Raw genomic sequence first — 20,691 nt, 5'->3', positions numbered from 1 at the left:
TGATTAGGAATTTTGGTCACATGCCTCGCCCTGGGCTACTTATAATTACAGCATTAATTACAAGCCAATCGCCGCAGCTCCTGGCAGCCGAGAGCGACACTGTGGGTTTCTGGAAGAAGCTACACTGGCTAGAAAAACATCAACTCCCTCAAGCACAAGCGGACGCATTACCTAGTTTCTGCAGCGGCGACTACATGGCACCGCCCCCCGTGGACAGACAAACCGGAGTTTTGGAAATCGAAAGTGATAGCGGCGAGTATGCCGAGTCCGGAATCGCGCAATTCACTGGTCGTGTCTCTATGATGCGCGATGGCAACCTAGTAAAAGGCGAAAGTGCCACTTATGATCCGAAAAGTGGCGAAGTGGTATTTCAGCAAGACATCCAATTTATTAGTCCAGACATCAGTATGTTGGCTGAGCGTTTGAATTATAATGCTGGAAATGGCGCCGCTGTTTTACAAGGGTCCTATTATACTGTGCCGCAAAGCCATATCCGTGGCCAAGCAGATAGTATTGAACTAGCCGAAGACCAATCACTGACCCTTAACAATGCGAGTTACACATATTGCGAACCAGGATCTGATCTTTGGGACCTAAAAGCCAGCGAATTGTATTTAAACGAACCACAAGGATACGGAGAGGCGTATCATGCACGTCTTAGAATCAAACAAGTCCCTATTCTATATCTTCCCTATTATCGCTTTCCTATTAGTGAAGATCGCTTAACTGGCTTCCTGAACCCTGAAATCAGTATTGGAGCGCGCAGCGCTAAAGGCGATATCAGCGATACCGACATATTCATCAATGAATTAGCACTGCCTTTTTATTTCAACATCGCACCGAACTACGATGATACCTTCACCCCGCGCTACGTGCGTGAGCACGGTGTCATATTAGAAAACCAATTCCGCTACCTCAATGGTCTTGGATTTGGTCAGCTTGATGTTAGCTACCTAAACGATGATGAGGCCAATGGTTTAGCGGAAAACGATGTCAACCATCGCGAAAACTCAGAGCGCTGGTCAAGAGCATGGCAGCACCAGTTGCAATTGAGTCAATCATGGCAATACCGTGTTAACTACCAAGAAGTAAGTGACGTTTATTTTGATAATGACTTTTCTCGCTCAGGTGTAATTAACCGCGATAGCTATTTGAAACAAAATACAGAATTAGAATTCAATAATGGCGATATTCAATTCCTGACTCGTGCAGAACAATATCAGACCATCGACGAAAACATCAGTGATGCCAACAAGCCTTACTATCGTTTACCGCAGTTGCGTGTAAGCAACTTAAGCATTGCACAAGACAATCGATTACATTGGCACTACGAAGCCGAAGCCACCTCCTTCAGTCGCGACAATGATGATTTGAGTGGCATCAACAAAATCGAAGGACAGCGCATTCATGGGCAATTAGAAATTAGCTATCCGTGGCGTAACAGCTATAGCTTTGTTGAGCCCCAAATTAGCTTGATGAGTACCTACTACGAGCTAAGCAATATCGATGAGAGCCTTGTCAGCCAAGGCTTTGACACAGAGCAAACACGACAACTTTACAGTGCTCAAGTAGACGCTGGATTATTTTTCGAACGTCAATTGAACTGGTTTGATTCATCGTACACCCAAACCTTAGAGCCCCGCATCATGCTGGCCTATACACCATACGAAGAGCAGCAGTACATACCCTTATTTGATACCACAGCCACTAGCTTCAGCTACAGTCAATTGTTCTCAGCTGACCGCTTCACAGGCTATGACCGCATCGGCGACACCCAGCAAATTTCTCTTGGATTAACGACGCGTTTCTTAAATGGTCAAGGTAGCGAGGTATTCCGCGCAAGCATTGGTCAAATACACTACTTAGACGACCGCACCATTGCCCTTGCGACAGGTTCAGAACTTAGTTCGGACGAGCAAAACAACAGTTCGTCTCTTGCCGGTGAGGTAGCCTGGACGTTCCGCGATTATTGGCGTACTAAACTAGATGTTCAATACAAGGCCAATGCTGACAAAGGAGAAGAGCCATTTGAAAAGGCCAGCTGGCAGCTAAATTACCAAGAACCAGATTCTTGGTTATTTGATATGAACTTCAGCCATGTAGAGGCAACCAAACAAAAGCAAGTAGGACTTGCGTTTTTTGCTCCAGTGACAGATTCGTTTGCGTTTTACGGGCAACGCAAGCAGGATATTTATCCTTATGATAGTGTCACAAAAGATGAGAAAGAAGCGAATAATCTGCTCAATATCGAGAGTTTAGTCGGTATCGAATATCAAAACTGTTGCATGCGCTTTCAGTTTACTTATGAAGAACACACACAAAGCGATAATCAAAAAGACTATCAGTTCCTCTTCCAGATCCATTTCAAAGGACTTGGAATACTGGGTAGTAAGAGCGAAGAGATTTTAAGTGAACGCATTTATGGCTATGACCAAAGACAAATCCATGACTACTAGTATTATTCAACAAATCACGAAAACAGCCCTATTGGGCATATTCGCCGTAAGCTTGCCACTACAAGCGCAAATTCAAACCATTGACAGTATCGCCGCTGTGGTTGATGACGGTATCATCATGGAAAGCGAGTTAGAACAACGCATTGATACGATCAAGCGTCAAAGTCAGGGAATGCGTTTGCCACCTGACGACATATTACAAGATCAAGTATTAGAGCGCCTCATTATAGAAAATCTACAACTGCAAATGGCTGAGCGTTCAGGTATGCGTATTAGCGATGAACAGTTAAATCAAACCATCATTAACATTGCCAAACAAAACGGCCTGACCTTACGTGAATTTAAAAAGGCTCTGGAAAAGGACGGTGTGAGTTATGCACAAGCACGAGAACAAATTCGTCGTGAACGCATTATTTCCGAAGTACAACGCTATCGCGTGGGTAGCAAAATCAATATCAGTGAGCAGGATGTAGACAACTTTCTCAATAGCGTACGCGGTAAAAGCGCCACAGCCGAAGAGTACCGTCTAGGTCACATTCTTATACAAGTACCGTCACAAGCCAGTCGTGCTCAACTAAAGCGTGCGCAAAACAAAGCGGAAGATATCGTGAAAAAGCTGCGTAATGGCGCAGACTTTCAGCAAATGGCCATCAGTCAATCAGAGGGCCGCAATGCCTTAAAAGGCGGCGATCTTGGATGGCGCAAAGAGGCAGAGTTACCCACACTATTTGCCGACATCGTACCGGATCTAAAAAAAGGACAAGTGAGCAACCCGATTCGCAGCGCCAGCGGCTATCACATCATTAAAATCAGCGATAAGCGTGGTGGTGATACTCAGATGGTTCGTCAAACCAAGGCACGCCACATCTTGATTCAAGAAAATGAGATTCGAAATAGCCAACAGGCGAAAAAACTTATCAATGATTTGTATAAGAAGCTGAAAAATGGCGCTGACTTCGATGAGTTAGCCAAAGAGTACAGTGACGATCCTGGCAGTAAACTCAGTGGCGGCGACTTGGGCTGGGTCAACCAAGGGGATATGGTGCCAGCATTTGAGCAAACCATGAATGCCACGAAAAAGGGCCAGATCAGCGAGCCATTTAAGTCGCGCTTTGGTTGGCACGTACTGCAAGTAACTGACTACCGTCAAAAGGACGTAGGTGAAGAGATTCAGCGTAATCAAGCGCGTCAGTTATTATACAGCCGTCGTTTTGAAGAAGAGCTACCGATTTGGCTACGCCAGATTCGCGCTGATGCTTACGTGGAAGTTAAGTAATTATGCAACGCTTAGCCATTACCATTGGTGAACCATCAGGCATTGGCCCGGATTTAGTCGTAACCCACGCCCAAAAAGTTCAGCAGGAAGCGCAAGTGATTGCTATTGGTGATGCGAACTTGCTGCAACGCCGCGCCAAACTGCTGGGTTTGGGTTTAACGATCAAAGCCTTTGATCCAAACATGCCAGCACAAGGCAGCCAAGCTGGCGAATTGTGGGTTGAACATATACCACTTGCAGAACAAGAAGTGATTGGTGAGCTCAATCCAGCCAATGCCCAGTATGTGTTAAATACCCTAGAGCACGCCTGCCAAGGCTGCATGGACGGGCTTTATGATGCCATGGTCACAGCACCAGTGCATAAAGGGGTCATTAACGAGGCAGGCATTGCATTCAGTGGCCATACCGAGTTTTTAGAAGAGATGACCAACAGCCCACAAGTGGTCATGATGCTAGCAACAAAAGGGCTAATGGTGGCCTTGGTGACAACCCACTTACCACTAAAAGACGTACCTGCGGCAATCACAGAGAAAAAACTCAGCGATGTCACAAAAGTGTTAGACCACGACCTAAAGACCTTCTTTGGTTTAAGCACGCCGCGCATTCTCGTCTGTGGCTTGAACCCTCATGCTGGAGAGGGTGGTCATATGGGTCGAGAAGAAATTGATACCATTATTCCTACGCTGAACAAACTGCGCGACCAAGGCATAGATGTCAGTGAACCCTTGCCTGCCGATACTCTCTTCACCGATAAAGTGCTAGAAAACGGCGACGCGGTTTTGGCTATGTATCACGATCAGGGTTTACCTGTCTTAAAATACAAAGGCTTTGGCGCAGCTGCTAACATTACACTAGGGCTTCCCATTATTCGCACCAGTGTCGATCACGGTACCGCATTGGATTTAGCCGGCACAGGAAAAGCCAATGGTGGCAGCTTCACAACCGCCATCGACTATGCACGCCATATGGCAGCATGTAAGCAAGCTTAACACGAGATACTGCCAATAATATGAGCAACGACAAGTTCCACATGGGGCATCAGGCCCGCAAACGCTTTGGACAAAACTTCCTTCACGATCCCAACGTGATTCGAAATATCGTGAAAAGCATTCGCCCAAAAGTGGGTGATCGTATTGTTGAAATTGGTCCAGGCATGGGCGCGATTACTGAAGAACTACTGGACGCAACCGAAGGTGAATTGGACGTAGTTGAACTTGACCGCGACTTGATTCCCGGCTTAAAGGTTAAATTCTTCAATCACAAAGGCTTTCGCATCCATGAATCTGATGCACTCAAGTTCGATTTTGCGACACTAAAGCAAGCTCCTGAAGAGCAACTAAGAATTGTGGGCAACCTACCCTACAACATTTCCACGCCTTTAATCTTTCACCTGTTAAGTTACTCTGGTTTAGTGAAAGACATGCATTTTATGCTGCAAAAAGAGGTGGTTCAGCGCTTAGCAGCAGGCCCGGGGGATAACAACTATGGTCGCTTATCCATCATGGCTCAATACTATTGCCAAGTTCAGCATATGTTTGATGTAGGACCAGGGGCATTTAAACCTGCACCAAAAGTGGATAGTGCCATCGTGCGCATGGTGCCTCACCAAGATCTCCCCTATCCAGTGAAAGATCATAAAACGTTTGAACGCATTGTCAGAGAAAGCTTTGCTATGCGCCGCAAAACGTTGCGCAATAACTTGAAAAAAACCATCAGCAGTGAAGAATTAGAAAAGCTAGGCATTGATCCGGCTCTACGACCAGAGCGCTTAGGCTTGCCTGAATACACACGCATCGCTGATTATATATACGAACGAGCAGATAATGGCTAATCCAAACGTCCGAGTCGATGTCATCCCTCGCTACCTCGTTGAAGAATCCAGTGACGAGAAAAAACGTTATGTATTTAGTTACACCGTCACCATTCACAACGAGGGTGAGCGCACTGCCCAACTATTAAGCCGCCATTGGATTATCACCAACGGCGAAACCTTAAAGACACAAGAAGTTCGCGGCGATGGCGTCATCGGTAAGCAACCCACAATATTACCCGGTGAAAGCTACACCTACACCAGTGGTACCGTTATGGAAACACCGGTAGGCACCATGCAAGGTAGTTACCGCATGATTGATGACGAAGGGATATACTTCGATGTACCAATTCCAGTTTTCACTTTAGCCGCAACCCACAGCGTGCACTAATGAGTAAACGAACTTTTGCCGTCGGCGATATCCAGGGATGCTTAGATCCGTTAAAACGCCTGTTAGACCACGTCAAGTTTGACCCTAGCAAAGATCAGCTTTGGTGCGTTGGCGACCTTGTTAATCGAGGTCCTGATAGCCTTGGCGCACTCACATTCCTCTATGACATGCGCAAAAGTTTAAAAGTCGTGTTAGGTAATCATGACCTCCATTTACTGGCCATGGCCTCTGGGCACAGTCCGAAAAAAGACAAAGATTTAACAAAGATCATTGAATCTGAAAATTCAGAAAAGCTACTTAAATGGCTAAGTAAACGCCCGTTATTCTATCGCGATAAAGAAAGAAAACTGGCTATGTGCCACGCTGGCATTCCCCCTATGTGGGACGTTAAAAAAGCCGAGGCGTTGAGTGATGAAGTAGAAGCGGTTCTGCAGAGCCCAAAAGCAGACAAATTTTATAAACACATGTATGGCAACGAGCCGCACATTTGGGAAGACAGTCTATCGGGTATGGAACGCATCCGCTGTATCGTCAATTACTTTACGCGCATGCGCTTTATCGGCCCTCACGGTGAATTGGACCTAAATGAGAAAGGCAATGTCATCAAACAAGATAATGATTTGCAGCCCTGGTTTCATTATCAAATTGCAAACAAAAAATACCAATTACTGTTTGGCCATTGGGCCGCTCTTGGGGGCGTTTTCGACCATCCTAATGTCACTGGTTTAGATACGGGTTGCGTTTGGGGCGGTCCCATGACATTAATGCATATCGAAAGTGGCCAACGCTATTTATGCGCACTGGACGATAAAAAGGTGACCCATGTTTAAACATATGAATATTGCAGAACTGAGAGACATAATGGATAGCGAAGCCGTGAAAATAGTGGATATTCGCGACCTTATTAGTTTTCAGCAAGGTCATATTCCCAGCTCACTGCGTTTAGATAACGACAATGTTCAGCAATTCATTACAGATACGCCAAAAGACAGCAAGGTTGTTGTCTGCTGCTACCATGGCAACTCTAGCCAAAGTGCAGCCCAGTTCTTAGCCGAGCAAGGCTTTAGCGATGTGTATAGTCTTGATGGCGGTTTTACCATGTGGCAAAGCCTGTACCCAGACCGGGTTAGCTCCTAACATTAAGTGTATGATTCGTCATTCCCGCGCAGGCGGGAATCCATTTTTCAATGTAAAAATCATTGGATGGATTCTCAGTCAAGCTGAGAATGATGAACAATCATACGCCACACTCAATACTCGGCCTTCACAATTCCTCACTAACATTCGAACCTATCTATATTATCCACATCTAAGTCATACGATCGTTTTATTATTTCCAAAGATTTTTTATTAAATTTAGAAATAAAGGCACAGCCTATGCAACATATTTCAGGAAGCAGTAAAAAATTGACGCTTTGCTGCTAATCCATTTTATAGGCAATCACATATAAGCATACAGGAGGCGCTTTACGCGCTAAATTAAAGAGAGGGCATGCTGTAACTGATAAGCCTAAACAGATTTTGACAATTCGGCGGGGTGTGGACCATGACAATATTCAATCACTATCAGGATCGCTACAAAGTTACGCAAGAAGAAGTCATGACGTTGCAGGAGTATCTGCAACTGTGCAAGGAAGATCCAACAGCTTATGCGACCGCTCCGGAGCGAATGTTGCAAGCCATCGGCGAGCCAGAACTTATCAATACCAGTGATGATCCCCGCCTAAGTCGCATCTTTTCAAATAAAGTCATAAAACGGTATCCTGCCTTTAGTGAGTTTTATGGCATGGAAGAGGCTGTCGAACAAATCGTGTCGTACTTCCGTCATGCCGCCCAAGGCTTGGAAGAAAGAAAGCAAATTTTATATCTCCTTGGTCCAGTTGGTGGTGGTAAATCATCACTGGCAGAGCGCCTTAAACACCTCGTACAAAAAGTGCCGTTTTATGCTATCCAAGGTTCGCCGGTATTTGAATCTCCACTTGGTCTCTTTGATCCAGATGAAGACGCAACCATTCTAGAAGAAGACTATGGCATTCCCAAACGCTATGTCCGTGGCATCATGTCCCCTTGGGCCGCTAAGCGCTTGCGTGAATTTAAAGGGGATATTAGCCAATTTAAAGTTGTCAAACTCTACCCCAGTATTATCGATCAGATTGCCGTTGCTAAAACAGAACCCGGTGACGAGAACAACCAAGATATTAGCTCTCTCGTAGGTAAGGTGGATATTCGACAACTTGAGGACCATTCACAAGACGATCCTGACGCCTACAGTTTCTCAGGTGCGCTATGTCGTGCGAACCAAGGCATGATGGAATTTGTCGAAATGTTCAAAGCCCCTATCAAAGTACTACACCCCTTACTCACCGCCACACAAGAAGGGAATTACAATGGTACGGAGGGCATGGGCGCGATACCGTTTGATGGCATCGTCATGGCCCACTCTAACGAAAGCGAATGGCAAACGTTCAAAAATAATAAAACCAATGAAGCTTTCATTGACCGTGTTTACATCGTAAAAGTGCCTTACTGTTTGCGTATCAAAGAAGAAATGCAAATTTATGAGAAGCTATTGAAAAACAGCTCACTTAACCGTGCTCCTTGTGCTCCAGATACTTTGCATATGCTCGCGCAATTCTCGATTTTATCCCGCGTAAAAGAACCTGAGAACTCCAGTGTTTACAGCAAGATGCGCATTTACGACGGTGAAAATCTCAAAGATACCGATCCCAAAGCAAAATCCATTCAAGAGTATCGTGACGCTGCAGGTGTTAACGAAGGCATGAGCGGTCTTTCTACCCGTTTCGCCTTCAAAATCCTAAGCCGTGTGTTTAACTTTGATGCCAGCGAAGTGGCTGCCAACCCAGTTCATCTTATGTATGTTCTGGAAAAACAAATAGAGCAGGAGCAGTTCCCACAAGAAACCGCAGATCGCTACCTGAACTTTATCAAAGAGTACCTAGCGCCTAAATATGTCGACTTTATCGGTAAAGAAATTCAAACCGCCTACCTCGAGTCCTACAGTGAATACGGCCAAAATATTTTTGACCGCTACGTCACTTATGCAGACTTCTGGATTCAAGATCAAGAATACCGAGACCCTGAAACCGGTGAAATTCTTGATCGTGCCGCTATCAATGAAGAGCTAGAGAAGATCGAGAAACCAGCGGGTATCAGTAATCCTAAAGACTTCCGTAATGAAGTGGTTAACTTTGTATTGCGCGCCAAAGCAAATAACCAAGGTAAAAACCCAAGCTGGCAAAGTTACGAAAAGATGCGTTCAGTTATTGAGAAGAAAATGTTCGCCAATACGGAAGACCTACTGCCCGTTATCAGTTTTAACGCCAAAGGATCCTCCGACGAGAAGAAAAAACACGATAACTTTGTTGCTCGCATGGTTGAGCGTGGATACACCGAGAAACAGGTTCGCCTACTATCTGAATGGTACTTACGCGTGCGTAAGTCGCAGTAAAGAAACCTGTTAAGAAGGCGAGGTGCCCATGAGCTATATTATTGATCGCCGCTTAAATGGTAAAAACAAAAGTATGGTGAACCGTCAGCGTTTTTTACGCCGGTACAAGTCCCATATTAAGAAAGCGGTGACCGACGCGGTCAACAAGCGTTCCATTACCGATATGGAGCGTGGCGAAAAAATATCTATCCCGACACGGGATACTAATGAACCGACTTTCCATCATGGCCAAGGGGGCGCACGGCAACGTGTACTCCCTGGCAACAAAGAATTTCATGCTGGTGACAAAATCCTACGTCCCAAAGGGGAAGGACAAGGTGGTGGTGCTGGTGAAGGCAATGCCAGCAACCAAGGGGAAGGCATCGACGATTTTTCTTTTTATATCTCGAAAGAAGAATTTCTCGATTATGTCTTTGAAGACCTTGCCCTACCTAACATGGTCAAAAAGACGCTAACTGAACACGATGCAATGGAATACCGTCGTGCAGGTTACACAGCTACAGGCACACCCAACAACTTAGCCGTTGTTAAATCCATGCGTAGTGCTCAAGCGCGCCGCATTGCCTTAAGTGCAAGTTCACGACGCAAGCTAAGGGCCGCGAAAAAAGAGTTAGGTGAAGAATTAGAAAAAGACGAAGACTTACGCAACCCTATTAAAATTAAAGAACTAGAAGAGCGAATCCAAAAACTCGAAGAGAAGATTCAACGCATTCCCTTCATTGATACCTTTGATATTCATTATCGAAATCTAGTAAAAGAACCTACCCCCAGTACCAAGGCTGTAATGTTCTGTGTGATGGATGTTTCTGGCTCCATGACTCAACAAATCAAAGATATTGCGAAACGCTTTTATATTTTGCTCTATTTGTTTTTAGAACGAAATTATGAACGAACCGAAGTGGTGTTCATTCGTCACCATACTAGTGCAAAAGAAGTAAACGAAGAAGAATTTTTCTATAGCCGAGAAACCGGCGGTACCATTGTATCCAGCGCGCTAGAACTGATGGCTGACATTATTGAAGCACGTTACAACCCCGCTGAGTGGAATATCTATGGAGCACAAGCCAGCGATGGTGATAACTGGGATGACGATAGCCCTCAATGTGCAGAAATACTCAGCCAACGTATTATGCCCTTGCTTCAGTATTTCGCCTATATCGAAATTACGCCGCACGCACACCAAGCCTTGTGGCGAGCTTATGAAGAATTAGCACCTCAGCTGGGCGAGCGCTTCGCTATGGAACAAATCACTGGGGCCGAAGAAATCTTCCCCGTTTTCCGAGACTTGTTCTCGCAAAAAGATATCAAGGAGGCGGTATGACAGCAGCGAAAAAGTCCGCCAAGAAAAAACCCTATGAACCTATCTCTCAAGGGTCAGATTGGAATTTCGATTTGTTGCGTGAATACGATAGTCACATCGCACGTATCGCCGAAGGATATCGACTTGATACCTATCCCAATCAAATTGAAGTCATTACCGCCGAGCAAATGATGGATGCCTACGCTAGCGTGGGCATGCCCATAAGCTATCATCATTGGTCTTATGGTAAACAGTTTTTGCAAACCCAAACTCACTACCAGAGAGGACAAATGGGTTTGGCCTATGAAATTGTGATTAATAGTGACCCTTGTATTGCCTATTTAATGGAAGAAAATACCATCACGATGCAAGCCTTAGTCATTGCTCATGCTTGCTATGGCCATAATAGTTTCTTTAAAGGGAATTATCTTTTCCGAACATGGACCGATGCCAGTGCCATCATCGACTACTTAGTCTTTGCCCGACAATACATTAAAGAATGCGAAGAACGCCATGGTGTCGATGCGGTAGAAGATGTACTCGATGCTGCTCATGCGCTAATGAACTATGGGGTAGACCGCTACAAGCGTCCTCGTCCAATTAGTGCTCATGAAGAAAAAGAAAGACAAAAAAACCGCGAAGATATACTACAACAGCAAGTCAATGACTTGTGGCGTACAATCCCAGGTAAAGAAAAAGTAAAAGAAGAGAAGGAACGCCGTTATCCACAAGAACCGCAAGAAAATTTGCTTTATTTCTTAGAGAAAAATGCGCCTTTGCTAAGACCCTGGCAGCGGGAAGTTATTCGTATCGTACGTAAACTGGCTCAGTATTTTTATCCGCAACGTCAAACCCAAGTGATGAACGAGGGCTGGGCGACGTTTTGGCATTACACTTTATTGAACACCATGTATGACGAAGGATTGGTATCTGATGGCTTCATTATGGAGTTTTTAAACAGCCATACTAATGTAGTGTATCAACCACCTTACGATAGCCCTTACTACAGCGGTATTAATCCGTATGCGTTAGGCTTTTCTATGTTTACCGATATTCGTCGTATTTGTGAGAATCCTACCGAAGAAGACAGGCGCTGGTTCCCAGATATTGCAGGCAGTGATTGGCTGGATACTGTTCACTTTGCTATGCAAAACTTTAAGGATGAAAGCTTTGTATTGCAGTATCTATCACCCAAAGTGATGCGCGATATGCGCTTATTCAGCATCATGGATGACGAACGTAAAATGCATATTCAGATTGATGCCATTCATGACGACGAAGGTTATCATCAAGTACGCGAGAATTTAGCTCGGCAATATGACTTGTCGTATCGTGAGCCTAACATTCAGGTGTATAAAGTAGACGTGGAAGGTGATCGATCTCTGACTCTGCATCATTATCGACAAGATAATGTGCCTTTAGGTGATGATAGCAATGAAGTATTAAAGCATCTTCGTCGCTTATGGGGCTTTGATGTGTATCTGCATTCCATTGATGATCAAGGTAAAGTCGCCAAGACATACTCTTGCACCAATGATAAAGAAAAACCCTATGATGTGGATATTCAATTAGACCTAAGCGTCCCTTAATAGGCGGGGACAATGAATACGAGCAATAAGTGTCATCCCCGACGCGCTTCGATCGGGGATCCATTTATATTCTTCCGAAACTGTTGAATCCTTTACCAAGCCACTACAACGTCTTCACGCTGAATCGCAAAACGCGCAGCGGTTTTCTCTAGTTTGGCAACAGCAAAACGTGGCTGCACTTGCGTGATCTTAGCTTTGATCTCCGTACCTTGTAATTGAGTCAAACCTTGCTGATCCAAGTTATAGAATGTGCTAGTTCTAAAAACCGTTAGTTCATCCCCTGGACGCATACCTACACTACTGCCTGTATCTATGCGAATAAAGTCACCACGTGCATCGATAATTTTTGCCATATACGGCTGGCAACCAAGATTACTATTTAAATCCCTTACAACTTTGCTAATCAACTCTTTTGATTTCTGGCCAAAGTCACTTTTCCAGTAAACAGGTGTGGCAAAACCTGTGCGGCGGTGATCATCATAATTCCATTCACCCATGGTAGCGTAAGTATTTTGGAACATAAGTGAGCCGCTGATGCCATCATGTACATAGACATCCAAAACAAAATTGCGATGGCGTTTATCTTTTTCAATGCCAACATAGCTTAATGGCGTATCCCAGATGCTAGGCAAATCTGCATTTGGGTTCACCATAGAAAGATCACGAATGACTCCACTGACAACAAATTGCGCTCCTAACTCCTTTGCCAGCTCGACACTGTTGGTTAAACGCTGCAAGTTATTCTGCGAAGACGGAGCACGATCAACGCTGGTGAACAATAATACATGGCCACTATCCATTGCATGCAAGCGATGACGGCCATTAATGGTATTCGCTAATACGCCACTTAGGCGTTGCTCGATATTACCCAGACCACCTAACACAGAGTCTTTAGGATTTTGTAGAGCAAAGCCTGCTACGGCTACGGCCTTGCGATAACCATTGCCCTGGTTTGTTTCGCATTGACCGCCCTCTAGAAATTCTGCTCGAATCTTAACCTGAATAATACCGTGTGCGATTTTTTCTTCTAAAACTCGTACATGCCGAAATTGCCCGTTACTTTTTAAGTTCACTTGATCACGCGTAACCAAGCCATCCACCAGCATTTGCGAACTGTGAATAGAACCACCCATTTGCAGGGAAGCCTGACGCAAGGCATCACGAATAGCATTGTCTCGGCTTTCTATTAGATCCTTACCGACCGCAGCACTGCCAACAGAAGTCAATTCAACGGCATATGAACTGACTGTGATAAGCATAGCGGCCAACATCATCACGATAGCGAGAATCCAATGTTTCATAACCCTCTCCCTGACGATTAACCCAAAAAATTAATCGACAAAATAATGATTGGTTTCAGGAATCGCAGACTGACTTTGGATACGATTGATATTTTGATAACGGCTAGTGCGCATCGAGTTAGAACCGTTTTGCATGACCTTACTGCGGCAATCCGAGTTAAAGCGCATGCTATTTTCAGTAACAAGGCAGTTACGGAAACCAGCATCAATCACCATTTCCAAAACAGTTTCTACGCTGCCATCTTCCATCACATCGCTAGACACCACGCGAGCACCATGAATAAAGGTATCGACGTATGTTCTAAAATTATCGTTTTTAACGACAAGGTCTCGCACAGTAGAGCTACCGGTGAGTTTTGTACCATAAACTCTTTCGGCCATCGATCGGTAGGCGTCTAGCCGGCTTGCACGAATAGCCATCAAACGCTTTTGCACATCACTCATATTCTTTGCTCGCGGGTTGATAGCACCGTAACCTACGACGCGCAAAATTAAGGGGGCAACTGGATCCACATTGGTTTGCACCGGCTTGAGCATACTTTCGCTGTGCTGCACATCGGAGACCTTTTCTTCTTCCTCATCTCCAAAGCCGAACATGTTACTGATAGTGCTGCACCCGGCGGTGAGACTGAGCATGATGGCTATGGTGACCACCTTAATCCCAAACTTCATGCGATTACTCCTTTTGATTTGTTACAAGAGTTATCGGCCCACAAAGTAAATGATTTAGAAAATAGCTCAGTCCTTTTGCGCCAAGCGAACAAGCACAAGTCGGATATTTTTCAAGTGATAAATAAAGAGAGCAAATAGAATAATGCCTGCACCCATCAAAGTGCGATCAGAGAGTGTTTCATTTGCAATAGACGTCCCCAAAAACAGGGCTATGACAGGCGTCATTAATGTAATCAAAGACGCATCGGCTGCGGACATCTTGGTCAACAGATAGAAATATCCAATGAAGCCGACCGCAGAGCCAATGATACTCAAATAAGCGATGGCACCGATACTGGTCCATGACATGACCTCCGGCAGAGGCCCACTCATTAACAGCCATACTATGGCATAAATGGGTGCTGACACCAGCAACCCACCAGTTGTCTGTACCAAGGGGTGCATGCGCTCATCCTCACTACTTTGCTGCTTCAGTTGCAGCTTTTGCAATAACACTGCACTCAAGCTATGAAAATTCACAGCCAACAACAACACAGCAAGGGCCACTGCCATGGTAGGCGACAATGCAATTTGCTGCGCGAAGATCACATACAAACCCAGAACGGCTATGGCCATGGACAGCAAACGCAAGCCATCGAGCCTTGTACCTGCAATCAAGCAGCGAGATTGTAAACTCACTAAAATGGGCGTAAGCCCCCAAAGCACTGCAATCAATCCGCTTGGCAAAGTTTGTGCTGACCAATAAACGCATAGCATCGCAAAACAGATGCCCAAGGCGCTTGCCATATAGCGTTGCATGGCCAATTTGTTAAAGCTGAGCTTTAACCGAAATAAAGGTAGCAACAGTAAACATAAAGCCAGACTAATCCACATACGCAATGCGGACCCTTGAACAAAATCCACTGAATCAACACTTAAACGAATAGCAAGCGGAGTCGTCGACCAAATAAGTACGACAGCCGCATAAACAGCGATGACAGGTAACAACGGAGAGCATCCTTAACTAAACAATCAGGAAATCGCACAGAAATCGTGCAGCAAATATTCACAGAAGCTTAACATTGTCTATGCTTAACTTCACAAAACACTCTTTTGCATTTCAGCCTATTGCACTAAACTATAAAACGCTTGCGTTTATATGCCATTACATACTGACAAGATTCAGTGGATTCCTACGTTATCCACTATGCTAGTAATAATGGCCAATATTTCTAAGGGAACCACTATGCATCTACCTAACAAAAAATTACTCCTCGGTGCCGCCATTTCGCTTGCTACGCTCCAAGCTCAAGCCGTACCATTTATGCCAACCGATGCCCGCGCCATGGGTATGGGTGGAACCGGTGTATCTTCGGCAGAAGTTGCAAGTACGGTTCAGTTTAACCCTGCATTGCTATCTCTTACCCGTGATGATGATCACTTTGGCCTAAAGATTCCTCAAATCAGCATCGTCGTTGCCGATGATGATGGCTTTATTGACGAGGTTGAAGATTTTGATGAAGAGAGTGAGTTAGATAATAGTGGCTTGTCTAATGTGGACTTACTGTCAAACGTTCTTGATGAGTCTACAGGGCCACTTGGCCTAGAGAAACTAAATCAAGCATTAACAGATCTTGAAACTGCTGTGCTACCTGCTCAGTATGAAGCCGCAGAAACCAAACTTGAAGAATCTGTAAATTATCTAGATACGCGTTTATTTAGTAAAAATCCTAATATTGACCCCGAGCTTGTTGTTTACTCTGAAGCTGTCGCAAACGATCTTGATGATTTAAACAATAAAGCTCTACGAATGAATTTTGGCGCCAATATGGCCCTCGCTATTCCTAGCAAAAAGTTTTCACTAGCACTAAGCGCAGGAGGCCAAGGCACCTTTTCTGGACGAGTACTGGTCAGTTCTGATGACAGCGATATCTTACGTCGTTACCCCGACGCAACATCAAAATACTTAACAGCAGTTGCAAATCTACAGAGTACATTGAAAGACTTTAACGATGGAGTAGGCGGTGTATCGGCTCAAGACGTAGCAGATGCTGAAGAGGCAGTGAGTGATTTCGCTTACGGTGGACCTAATAGACCCGCCGACGAAGGCGACACCATTATTTTTGAAAACGGTGATCTTGCTGAAGGTGCCGATGATGGTTCACTAAACTCTCAAGTTGAAATGGTGGGTGTGGCCATCGCTGACCTAGGTTTAACCGCCTCTCGCGTTTTCAATATCAAAGGCCATGACATCGCATTCGGTGTAACACCTAAACTACAAAAAGTAACTGTATTCGATTACCTATACGACTTAGATGGTGAAGATGAAAACGGTAATGAAGTAGAATTTGACGGAGATACCATCACAGAAAATTCAGAAGAATACACGGAAATCAACGTCGACTTAGGTGCGGCATATCAGTTTGGTGCTGAGAAGCAATTCCAAGCAGGCCTCGTAGTGAAAAACCTACTGGGCAAAGAATTCGAAAGCCCACGTTATGTAGAGAGCAATGGCACAGCTGGCACCATCGTTGAAGTTAGCCCTCAGGTTCGCGCTGGTATCAGCCACAAAACTAGCTGGACCAAAGTCGCATTTGATTTAGATCTAATGGAAAACGATCCAGTCGCTTTCGAAGATCCTACTCAGTATGCCTCTATCGGTGCTGAGCTAAACGTTTGGCGCACACTTCAACTACGTGCAGGTTACCGAGCGAACCTAGCGGGTAGTGATCAAGATGTCGTAACAGCTGGTCTAGGTATTTCACCTCTTGCTGTTCACTTAGACATCGGCTTGATGGCCAACGCAAGTGACCCTGAAAAAGAAGCTGGTATCGCACTTGAGTTTGGCGTTGAATTCTAAGTCATCCCAATAGGCAATACACTCCTTTAGAAAAGGCCAGCACAAGCTGGCCTTTTTTCTTCACCCTATCTGGTTTAGCAGCAACTCATCCCGATCCTAGCAACATCCTACTTTAGCTGTGATAGACTCAACTGTATCGATATCAACGTTATGCCATTCAATATGAAAACCTATCTCGTAGGCGGTGCCGTTCGCGATCAGCTTCTCAACATTGCTATAAAAGATCGAGACTGGGTCGTGGTGGGCAGTACGCCGGAAGACATGCAAGGCAAAGGCTACAAACAAGTAGGAGCAGATTTTCCTGTATTTTTGCATCCTAAAACACAAGAAGAATACGCCCTAGCCCGCACAGAGCGAAAGTCAGGCAAGGGCTATCAAGGTTTTACTGTTGATTTCACATCCGATGTAACACTAGAAGAAGATCTCATTCGTCGTGACCTCACTATCAATGCCATGGCACAAGACGAATCAGGCGAAATCATTGACCCATTCAATGGTCGGCTAGATATAAAAGATAAAGTTTTACGCCATGTAAGCCCAGCGTTTTCAGAAGATCCTTTGCGCGTCTTACGAGTTGCACGTTTTGCGGCTCGTTTTCATCATTTAGGTTTTACCGTCGCAGATGAAACACTATCGCTCATGACCGAACTGAGTGATAGCGGTGAGCTAGCTACTCTCACTGCCGAGCGAGTTTGGGTTGAAACACAACGAGCATTGAGTGAAAAAAGCCCTTGGATTTATTTTCAAGTACTAAAAGATTGCCACGCACTTAAGGCCTGCTTTAAAGAGTTGGATGATTTATTTGGTGTACCTCAACCCGAAAAACACCATCCAGAAATTGATACCGGCTTACATAGCCTCATGGTCCTAGAACAAGCCAGCTTACTTTCTACAGATACAGAAGTACGCTTTGCTGCTCTCGTTCACGACTTGGGTAAAGGCAAAACACCTAAAGAGGAATGGCCCCGTCATATTGGTCACGAGAAAAAAGGATTGAAACCCATCAAGGCGCTGTGCGATCGATTACGCGTACCCAATAAACATAAAGAACTAGCATTAAAAGCCAGCGAGTTTCATACCCACGTGCATCGTGCATTTGAATTAAAGCCCAGCACGGTATTTAAGGTATTCAAGCAAACCGATGCTTTGAGAAAACCAGAGCGATTTGAGCAGTTATTACTCGTATGCAAGGCTGACTCTCGTGGCAGAACCAGTTTTGAAAATGTGCCGTACAAGCAGATGGATTACCTTGATTATCTCTTGCGGTGTGTACAACAGGTCGATACGAAAACGATCGCCTCTTCTGGCTTAAAAGGCCCTGAAATAGGGGCAGCCATTGAGGCGGCTTACGTAGAAGCCATTCAGCAAGGGCAAAAAAACAAATCGGATTATGAGTGCTTAAATGAGTAAACAATTTGCTTTGATTACAGGTGGTGCCCATCGCATTGGTGCCGCCACAGCGCAAACATTGCATCAAGCCGGCTATGATATTCTTTTGCACTATGGCAAAAGCGAAGAGGCCGCAAAAACATTACAAGCACGTTTAAACGAAGAACGGTCCAATTCTTGTCATGTTTATAGCGCACAGCTGAACATGGGAAGCTTGCCTGAGTTAATTACTTGGGTTAATAGCATCACCGATGAGCTCGCGGTGTTAGTTAACAATGCGTCTGCATTTTATCCGACGCCATGGGAATCGGCTTCTCCAGAACAATGGCAACAGCTCATGACCGTTAATCTGCAGGTTCCGTTCTTTTTAACGCAAGCTCTACTACCAAACCTAAAGCGCGCGAAAGGTAATATCATTAACTTAATTGATATTCATGCTGAGCGCAGCTTAGAGGAGCATCCGATTTACAGCGCCACTAAAGCGGCTTTAAAAAGTTTGACCCTGTCTTTAGCAAAAGACATGGGCAATAAAGTGCGGGCTAACGGCGTAAGTCCAGGAGCTATTCTGTGGCCCGAAAAAGATGACGTGAGTGATGCGGTAAAAGAAGAGATTCTAAATAAGGTGCCCATGCAGCGTTTGGGTGACGTTCGCAATATTGCTCAAACCATCTTGTTCTTATGTGAGAACGATTACATTAATGGACAAATTATCAATGTGGATGGTGGGCGAACGGTACATTCTTAATTGTGAATGTTGAGTGTTGAGTGTTGAGTGTTGAGTGTTGAGTGTTGAACACTATCGTCATTCTCAGCTTGACTGAGAATCCATCCAATTGATGTTAAACCGAATAATGGATCCTCAATCGAGTTGAGGATGACAACCGCTGTCGTCATTCTCAGCTTGACTGAGAATCCATCCAATTGATTTCAAACCGTGCAATGGATACCCGATCAAGTCAGGTATGGCTAACCTGACCGTCATTCTCCGGCGTCGCGAAGCGACAGACCGGAGAATCCATCACTCATAATTCAACATTCACAATTCAACACTATGTGGATGGATCCTCAATCAAGTTGAGGATGACGGCAAACTCACAATTCACAACTAGAGCTCAACTTGCCACAGATTTTGTTTTTCTTTGTCATAGAAAAACCACAAGCGCGCATACGTGACATCGAGCTCAGGGTGTTTTTCATCAGGCGCTAAGTCCACCATAGGCAAAAGCACAAACGCGTTTTTAGTAATCTCATCGCGAGGCAGCTCTACACCATCAAACGTGCCTACTAAATCATCGTAAGTTAGAATATCTATATCCAGAGTACGACCACTAAAGCGCGGGCCTGAGCGATCACGACCGTACTCATCTTCGATTTCTTTTAACGCTTGATTCAATTCACCTACAGACAGATCTGTATCAAACTTGGCTACCAAATTGTAAAAGTTATCCCCATCAAAACCGACCGCTTCACTTTCATAAATCGGAGACAAGGTTAGACCGCCAAAGGTTTGCGCCAGAGACTGTAAACACCCTTTGATATTTTTTTCGCGATCGATATTACTACCAATGCTGACATAAACTACTGCCACAAAAACCCCTAACCCTTGTTTACTTTTTAGCGGCCAAAACCTCTGGCTTCGCCGTGTATGTATTTAAATAAGCGTCCGCCGCTAATTTATCCTTTTCATTTCGCTCGATTTCCACACCCACGCCATGGGCCTGCGGAATAGCATCGGGCTTGGTCACCTTTAGGCGCAACCATCCCACATTGAATTCATGCATGAGCAATTGTGCCACTGCCTCCGCCATGGTTTCCACTAAAAGGAAGCCATTATTGCCAATGAAATCTTGCAAGCGGTCACACACCGCTTTGTAATTCAGCGCTAGCTCAATATTCTCGGACTGCGCGGCTGGCTTATTATCCCAAGCCATTTCCAAGTCCAACACAACACGCTGCTTAATTTCACGCTCCCAATCGTAGATACCAATGATAGTCTCGATGGTCAGCTGATTGATAAAGACTTTATCCATTTTTATCCATTAAATATTTATTACACCGCTAGGTGCATAGTGTGAAGTGCACATTCACATAAATTATTTTGATGCTTGGTAGGTTATCGCCTCACCCGGTCGGTATCCTACAACTCTATGCAAAATCTTTGGCAGAAGCGTAACTGAGGCAGCCAAGACAAGGCGATGA

18 protein-coding genes are annotated in these 20,691 nt (G+C 44.8%); 13 read left to right on the top strand and 5 right to left on the bottom strand.

Annotation, left to right across the window (positions count from 1 at the left end; translation table 11 throughout):
• Positions 1-101: 101 nt before the first annotated feature.
• The 10 genes from HF888_RS02310 to HF888_RS02265 all read left to right on the top strand — a co-directional run bounded on the left by HF888_RS02310 (position 102) and on the right by HF888_RS02265 (position 12,291).
• Complete coding sequence (locus HF888_RS02310) at positions 102-2,456, top strand: LPS-assembly protein LptD (protein ID WP_165837041.1); 2,355 nt, start codon at positions 102-104, stop codon at positions 2,454-2,456.
• Positions 2,446-3,732 carry a peptidylprolyl isomerase gene (locus HF888_RS02305; RefSeq protein ID WP_040298158.1) on the top strand — a complete coding sequence of 429 codons (1,287 nt, stop codon included), beginning with the start codon at positions 2,446-2,448 and terminating at the stop codon, positions 3,730-3,732. Before HF888_RS02310 ends, HF888_RS02305 begins: the two co-directional genes overlap by 11 nt.
• A 2-nt stretch (positions 3,733-3,734) precedes the next feature.
• A complete protein-coding gene (gene pdxA / locus HF888_RS02300; RefSeq protein WP_007018696.1) occupies positions 3,735-4,721 on the top strand; it encodes a 4-hydroxythreonine-4-phosphate dehydrogenase PdxA in 987 nt (328 codons plus the stop codon).
• Positions 4,722-4,741: 20 nt separating this feature from the next.
• Positions 4,742-5,563 carry a 16S rRNA (adenine(1518)-N(6)/adenine(1519)-N(6))-dimethyltransferase RsmA gene (gene rsmA, locus HF888_RS02295; RefSeq protein WP_040298098.1) on the top strand — a complete coding sequence of 274 codons (822 nt, stop codon included), beginning with the start codon at positions 4,742-4,744 and terminating at the stop codon, positions 5,561-5,563.
• A complete protein-coding gene (apaG, locus tag HF888_RS02290) occupies positions 5,556-5,933 on the top strand; it encodes a Co2+/Mg2+ efflux protein ApaG (protein ID WP_007018694.1) in 378 nt (125 codons plus the stop codon). Before rsmA ends, apaG begins: the two co-directional genes overlap by 8 nt.
• Positions 5,933-6,763 (top strand): symmetrical bis(5'-nucleosyl)-tetraphosphatase, encoded by an 831-nt coding sequence (locus tag HF888_RS02285; protein ID WP_007018693.1) that lies wholly within the window; start codon positions 5,933-5,935, stop codon positions 6,761-6,763. Before apaG ends, HF888_RS02285 begins: the two co-directional genes overlap by 1 nt.
• Positions 6,756-7,070 carry a thiosulfate sulfurtransferase GlpE gene (gene glpE / locus HF888_RS02280; protein ID WP_007018692.1) on the top strand — a complete coding sequence of 105 codons (315 nt, stop codon included), beginning with the start codon at positions 6,756-6,758 and terminating at the stop codon, positions 7,068-7,070. The genes HF888_RS02285 and glpE overlap by 8 nt, the downstream gene beginning before the upstream one ends.
• A gap of 409 nt (positions 7,071-7,479) precedes the next feature.
• Positions 7,480-9,402, top strand: a complete 1,923-nt coding sequence (locus tag HF888_RS02275) for a PrkA family serine protein kinase (RefSeq protein WP_007018691.1) — start codon at positions 7,480-7,482, stop codon at positions 9,400-9,402.
• A 28-nt stretch (positions 9,403-9,430) separates the two neighbouring features.
• Positions 9,431-10,723, top strand: a complete 1,293-nt coding sequence (locus tag HF888_RS02270) for a YeaH/YhbH family protein (RefSeq protein WP_007018690.1) — start codon at positions 9,431-9,433, stop codon at positions 10,721-10,723.
• Positions 10,720-12,291: a SpoVR family protein gene (locus HF888_RS02265; protein ID WP_007018689.1), complete on the top strand. Its 1,572-nt coding sequence runs from the start codon at positions 10,720-10,722 to the stop codon at positions 12,289-12,291. The genes HF888_RS02270 and HF888_RS02265 overlap by 4 nt, the downstream gene beginning before the upstream one ends.
• 92 nt (positions 12,292-12,383) lie before the next feature.
• On the opposite strand, the gene HF888_RS02260 is transcribed toward HF888_RS02265, so the two are convergent.
• The 3 genes from HF888_RS02260 to HF888_RS02250 all read right to left on the bottom strand — a co-directional run bounded on the left by HF888_RS02260 (position 12,384) and on the right by HF888_RS02250 (position 15,251).
• Positions 12,384-13,592 (bottom strand): flagellar assembly protein T N-terminal domain-containing protein, encoded by a 1,209-nt coding sequence (locus HF888_RS02260; RefSeq protein ID WP_007018688.1) that lies wholly within the window; start codon positions 13,590-13,592, stop codon positions 12,384-12,386.
• 30 nt (positions 13,593-13,622) lie between these two features.
• Positions 13,623-14,264, bottom strand: a complete 642-nt coding sequence (locus HF888_RS02255; protein WP_007018687.1) for an LPP20 family lipoprotein — start codon at positions 14,262-14,264, stop codon at positions 13,623-13,625.
• Positions 14,265-14,330: 66 nt separating this feature from the next.
• Entirely contained in the window at positions 14,331-15,251 is a 921-nt protein-coding gene (locus HF888_RS02250) for a DMT family transporter (RefSeq protein ID WP_007018686.1), read from the bottom strand.
• Positions 15,252-15,402: 151 nt separating this feature from the next.
• Between HF888_RS02250 and traF the strand changes: the two genes are divergently transcribed.
• The 3 genes from traF (at position 15,403) to HF888_RS02235 (ending at position 19,237) form a co-directional block, all read left to right on the top strand.
• Positions 15,403-17,103: a conjugal transfer protein TraF gene (traF, locus tag HF888_RS02245; RefSeq protein WP_083771936.1), complete on the top strand. Its 1,701-nt coding sequence runs from the start codon at positions 15,403-15,405 to the stop codon at positions 17,101-17,103.
• Positions 17,104-17,265: 162 nt separating this feature from the next.
• On the top strand, positions 17,266-18,513 hold the full coding sequence (locus HF888_RS02240) for a multifunctional CCA addition/repair protein (RefSeq protein WP_040298154.1): 1,248 nt from the start codon (positions 17,266-17,268) through the stop codon (positions 18,511-18,513).
• Positions 18,506-19,237, top strand: coding sequence for a pteridine reductase (locus HF888_RS02235; protein ID WP_007018683.1), 732 nt, complete (start codon positions 18,506-18,508; stop codon positions 19,235-19,237). The genes HF888_RS02240 and HF888_RS02235 overlap by 8 nt, the downstream gene beginning before the upstream one ends.
• A gap of 360 nt (positions 19,238-19,597) precedes the next feature.
• On the opposite strand, the gene folK is transcribed toward HF888_RS02235, so the two are convergent.
• On the bottom strand, positions 19,598-20,080 hold the full coding sequence (gene folK, locus HF888_RS02230) for a 2-amino-4-hydroxy-6-hydroxymethyldihydropteridine diphosphokinase (RefSeq protein WP_007018682.1): 483 nt from the start codon (positions 20,078-20,080) through the stop codon (positions 19,598-19,600).
• A gap of 19 nt (positions 20,081-20,099) precedes the next feature.
• The gene (folB, locus tag HF888_RS02225) at positions 20,100-20,522 is read right to left on the bottom strand and encodes a dihydroneopterin aldolase (RefSeq protein ID WP_007018681.1); all 423 of its coding nucleotides are present in this window, start codon (positions 20,520-20,522) and stop codon (positions 20,100-20,102) included.
• Positions 20,523-20,691 lie beyond the last annotated feature (169 nt).

The sequence above is a fragment of the Bermanella marisrubri genome, from assembly GCF_012295615.1.
GTDB lineage: Bacteria > Pseudomonadota > Gammaproteobacteria > Pseudomonadales > Oceanobacteraceae > Bermanella > Bermanella marisrubri.
This window is presented reverse-complemented; position numbering and strand designations above follow the sequence as displayed.

Coding starts and splice junctions, on each gene's coding strand:
- rsmA (WP_040298098.1), top strand. CDS start 4,742: ATGAGCAACGACAAGTTCCACATGGGGCATCAGGCCCGCAAACGCTTT.
- pdxA (WP_007018696.1), top strand. CDS start 3,735: ATGCAACGCTTAGCCATTACCATTGGTGAACCATCAGGCATTGGCCCG.
- HF888_RS02260 (WP_007018688.1), bottom strand. CDS start 13,592: ATGAAACATTGGATTCTCGCTATCGTGATGATGTTGGCCGCTATGCTT.
- glpE (WP_007018692.1), top strand. CDS start 6,756: ATGTTTAAACATATGAATATTGCAGAACTGAGAGACATAATGGATAGC.
- HF888_RS02235 (WP_007018683.1), top strand. CDS start 18,506: ATGAGTAAACAATTTGCTTTGATTACAGGTGGTGCCCATCGCATTGGT.
- folB (WP_007018681.1), bottom strand. CDS start 20,522: ATGGATAAAGTCTTTATCAATCAGCTGACCATCGAGACTATCATTGGT.
- HF888_RS02240 (WP_040298154.1), top strand. CDS start 17,266: ATGAAAACCTATCTCGTAGGCGGTGCCGTTCGCGATCAGCTTCTCAAC.
- HF888_RS02275 (WP_007018691.1), top strand. CDS start 7,480: ATGACAATATTCAATCACTATCAGGATCGCTACAAAGTTACGCAAGAA.
- HF888_RS02255 (WP_007018687.1), bottom strand. CDS start 14,264: ATGAAGTTTGGGATTAAGGTGGTCACCATAGCCATCATGCTCAGTCTC.
- traF (WP_083771936.1), top strand. CDS start 15,403: ATGCCATTACATACTGACAAGATTCAGTGGATTCCTACGTTATCCACT.
- HF888_RS02265 (WP_007018689.1), top strand. CDS start 10,720: ATGACAGCAGCGAAAAAGTCCGCCAAGAAAAAACCCTATGAACCTATC.
- HF888_RS02285 (WP_007018693.1), top strand. CDS start 5,933: ATGAGTAAACGAACTTTTGCCGTCGGCGATATCCAGGGATGCTTAGAT.
- HF888_RS02305 (WP_040298158.1), top strand. CDS start 2,446: ATGACTACTAGTATTATTCAACAAATCACGAAAACAGCCCTATTGGGC.
- HF888_RS02270 (WP_007018690.1), top strand. CDS start 9,431: ATGAGCTATATTATTGATCGCCGCTTAAATGGTAAAAACAAAAGTATG.
- apaG (WP_007018694.1), top strand. CDS start 5,556: ATGGCTAATCCAAACGTCCGAGTCGATGTCATCCCTCGCTACCTCGTT.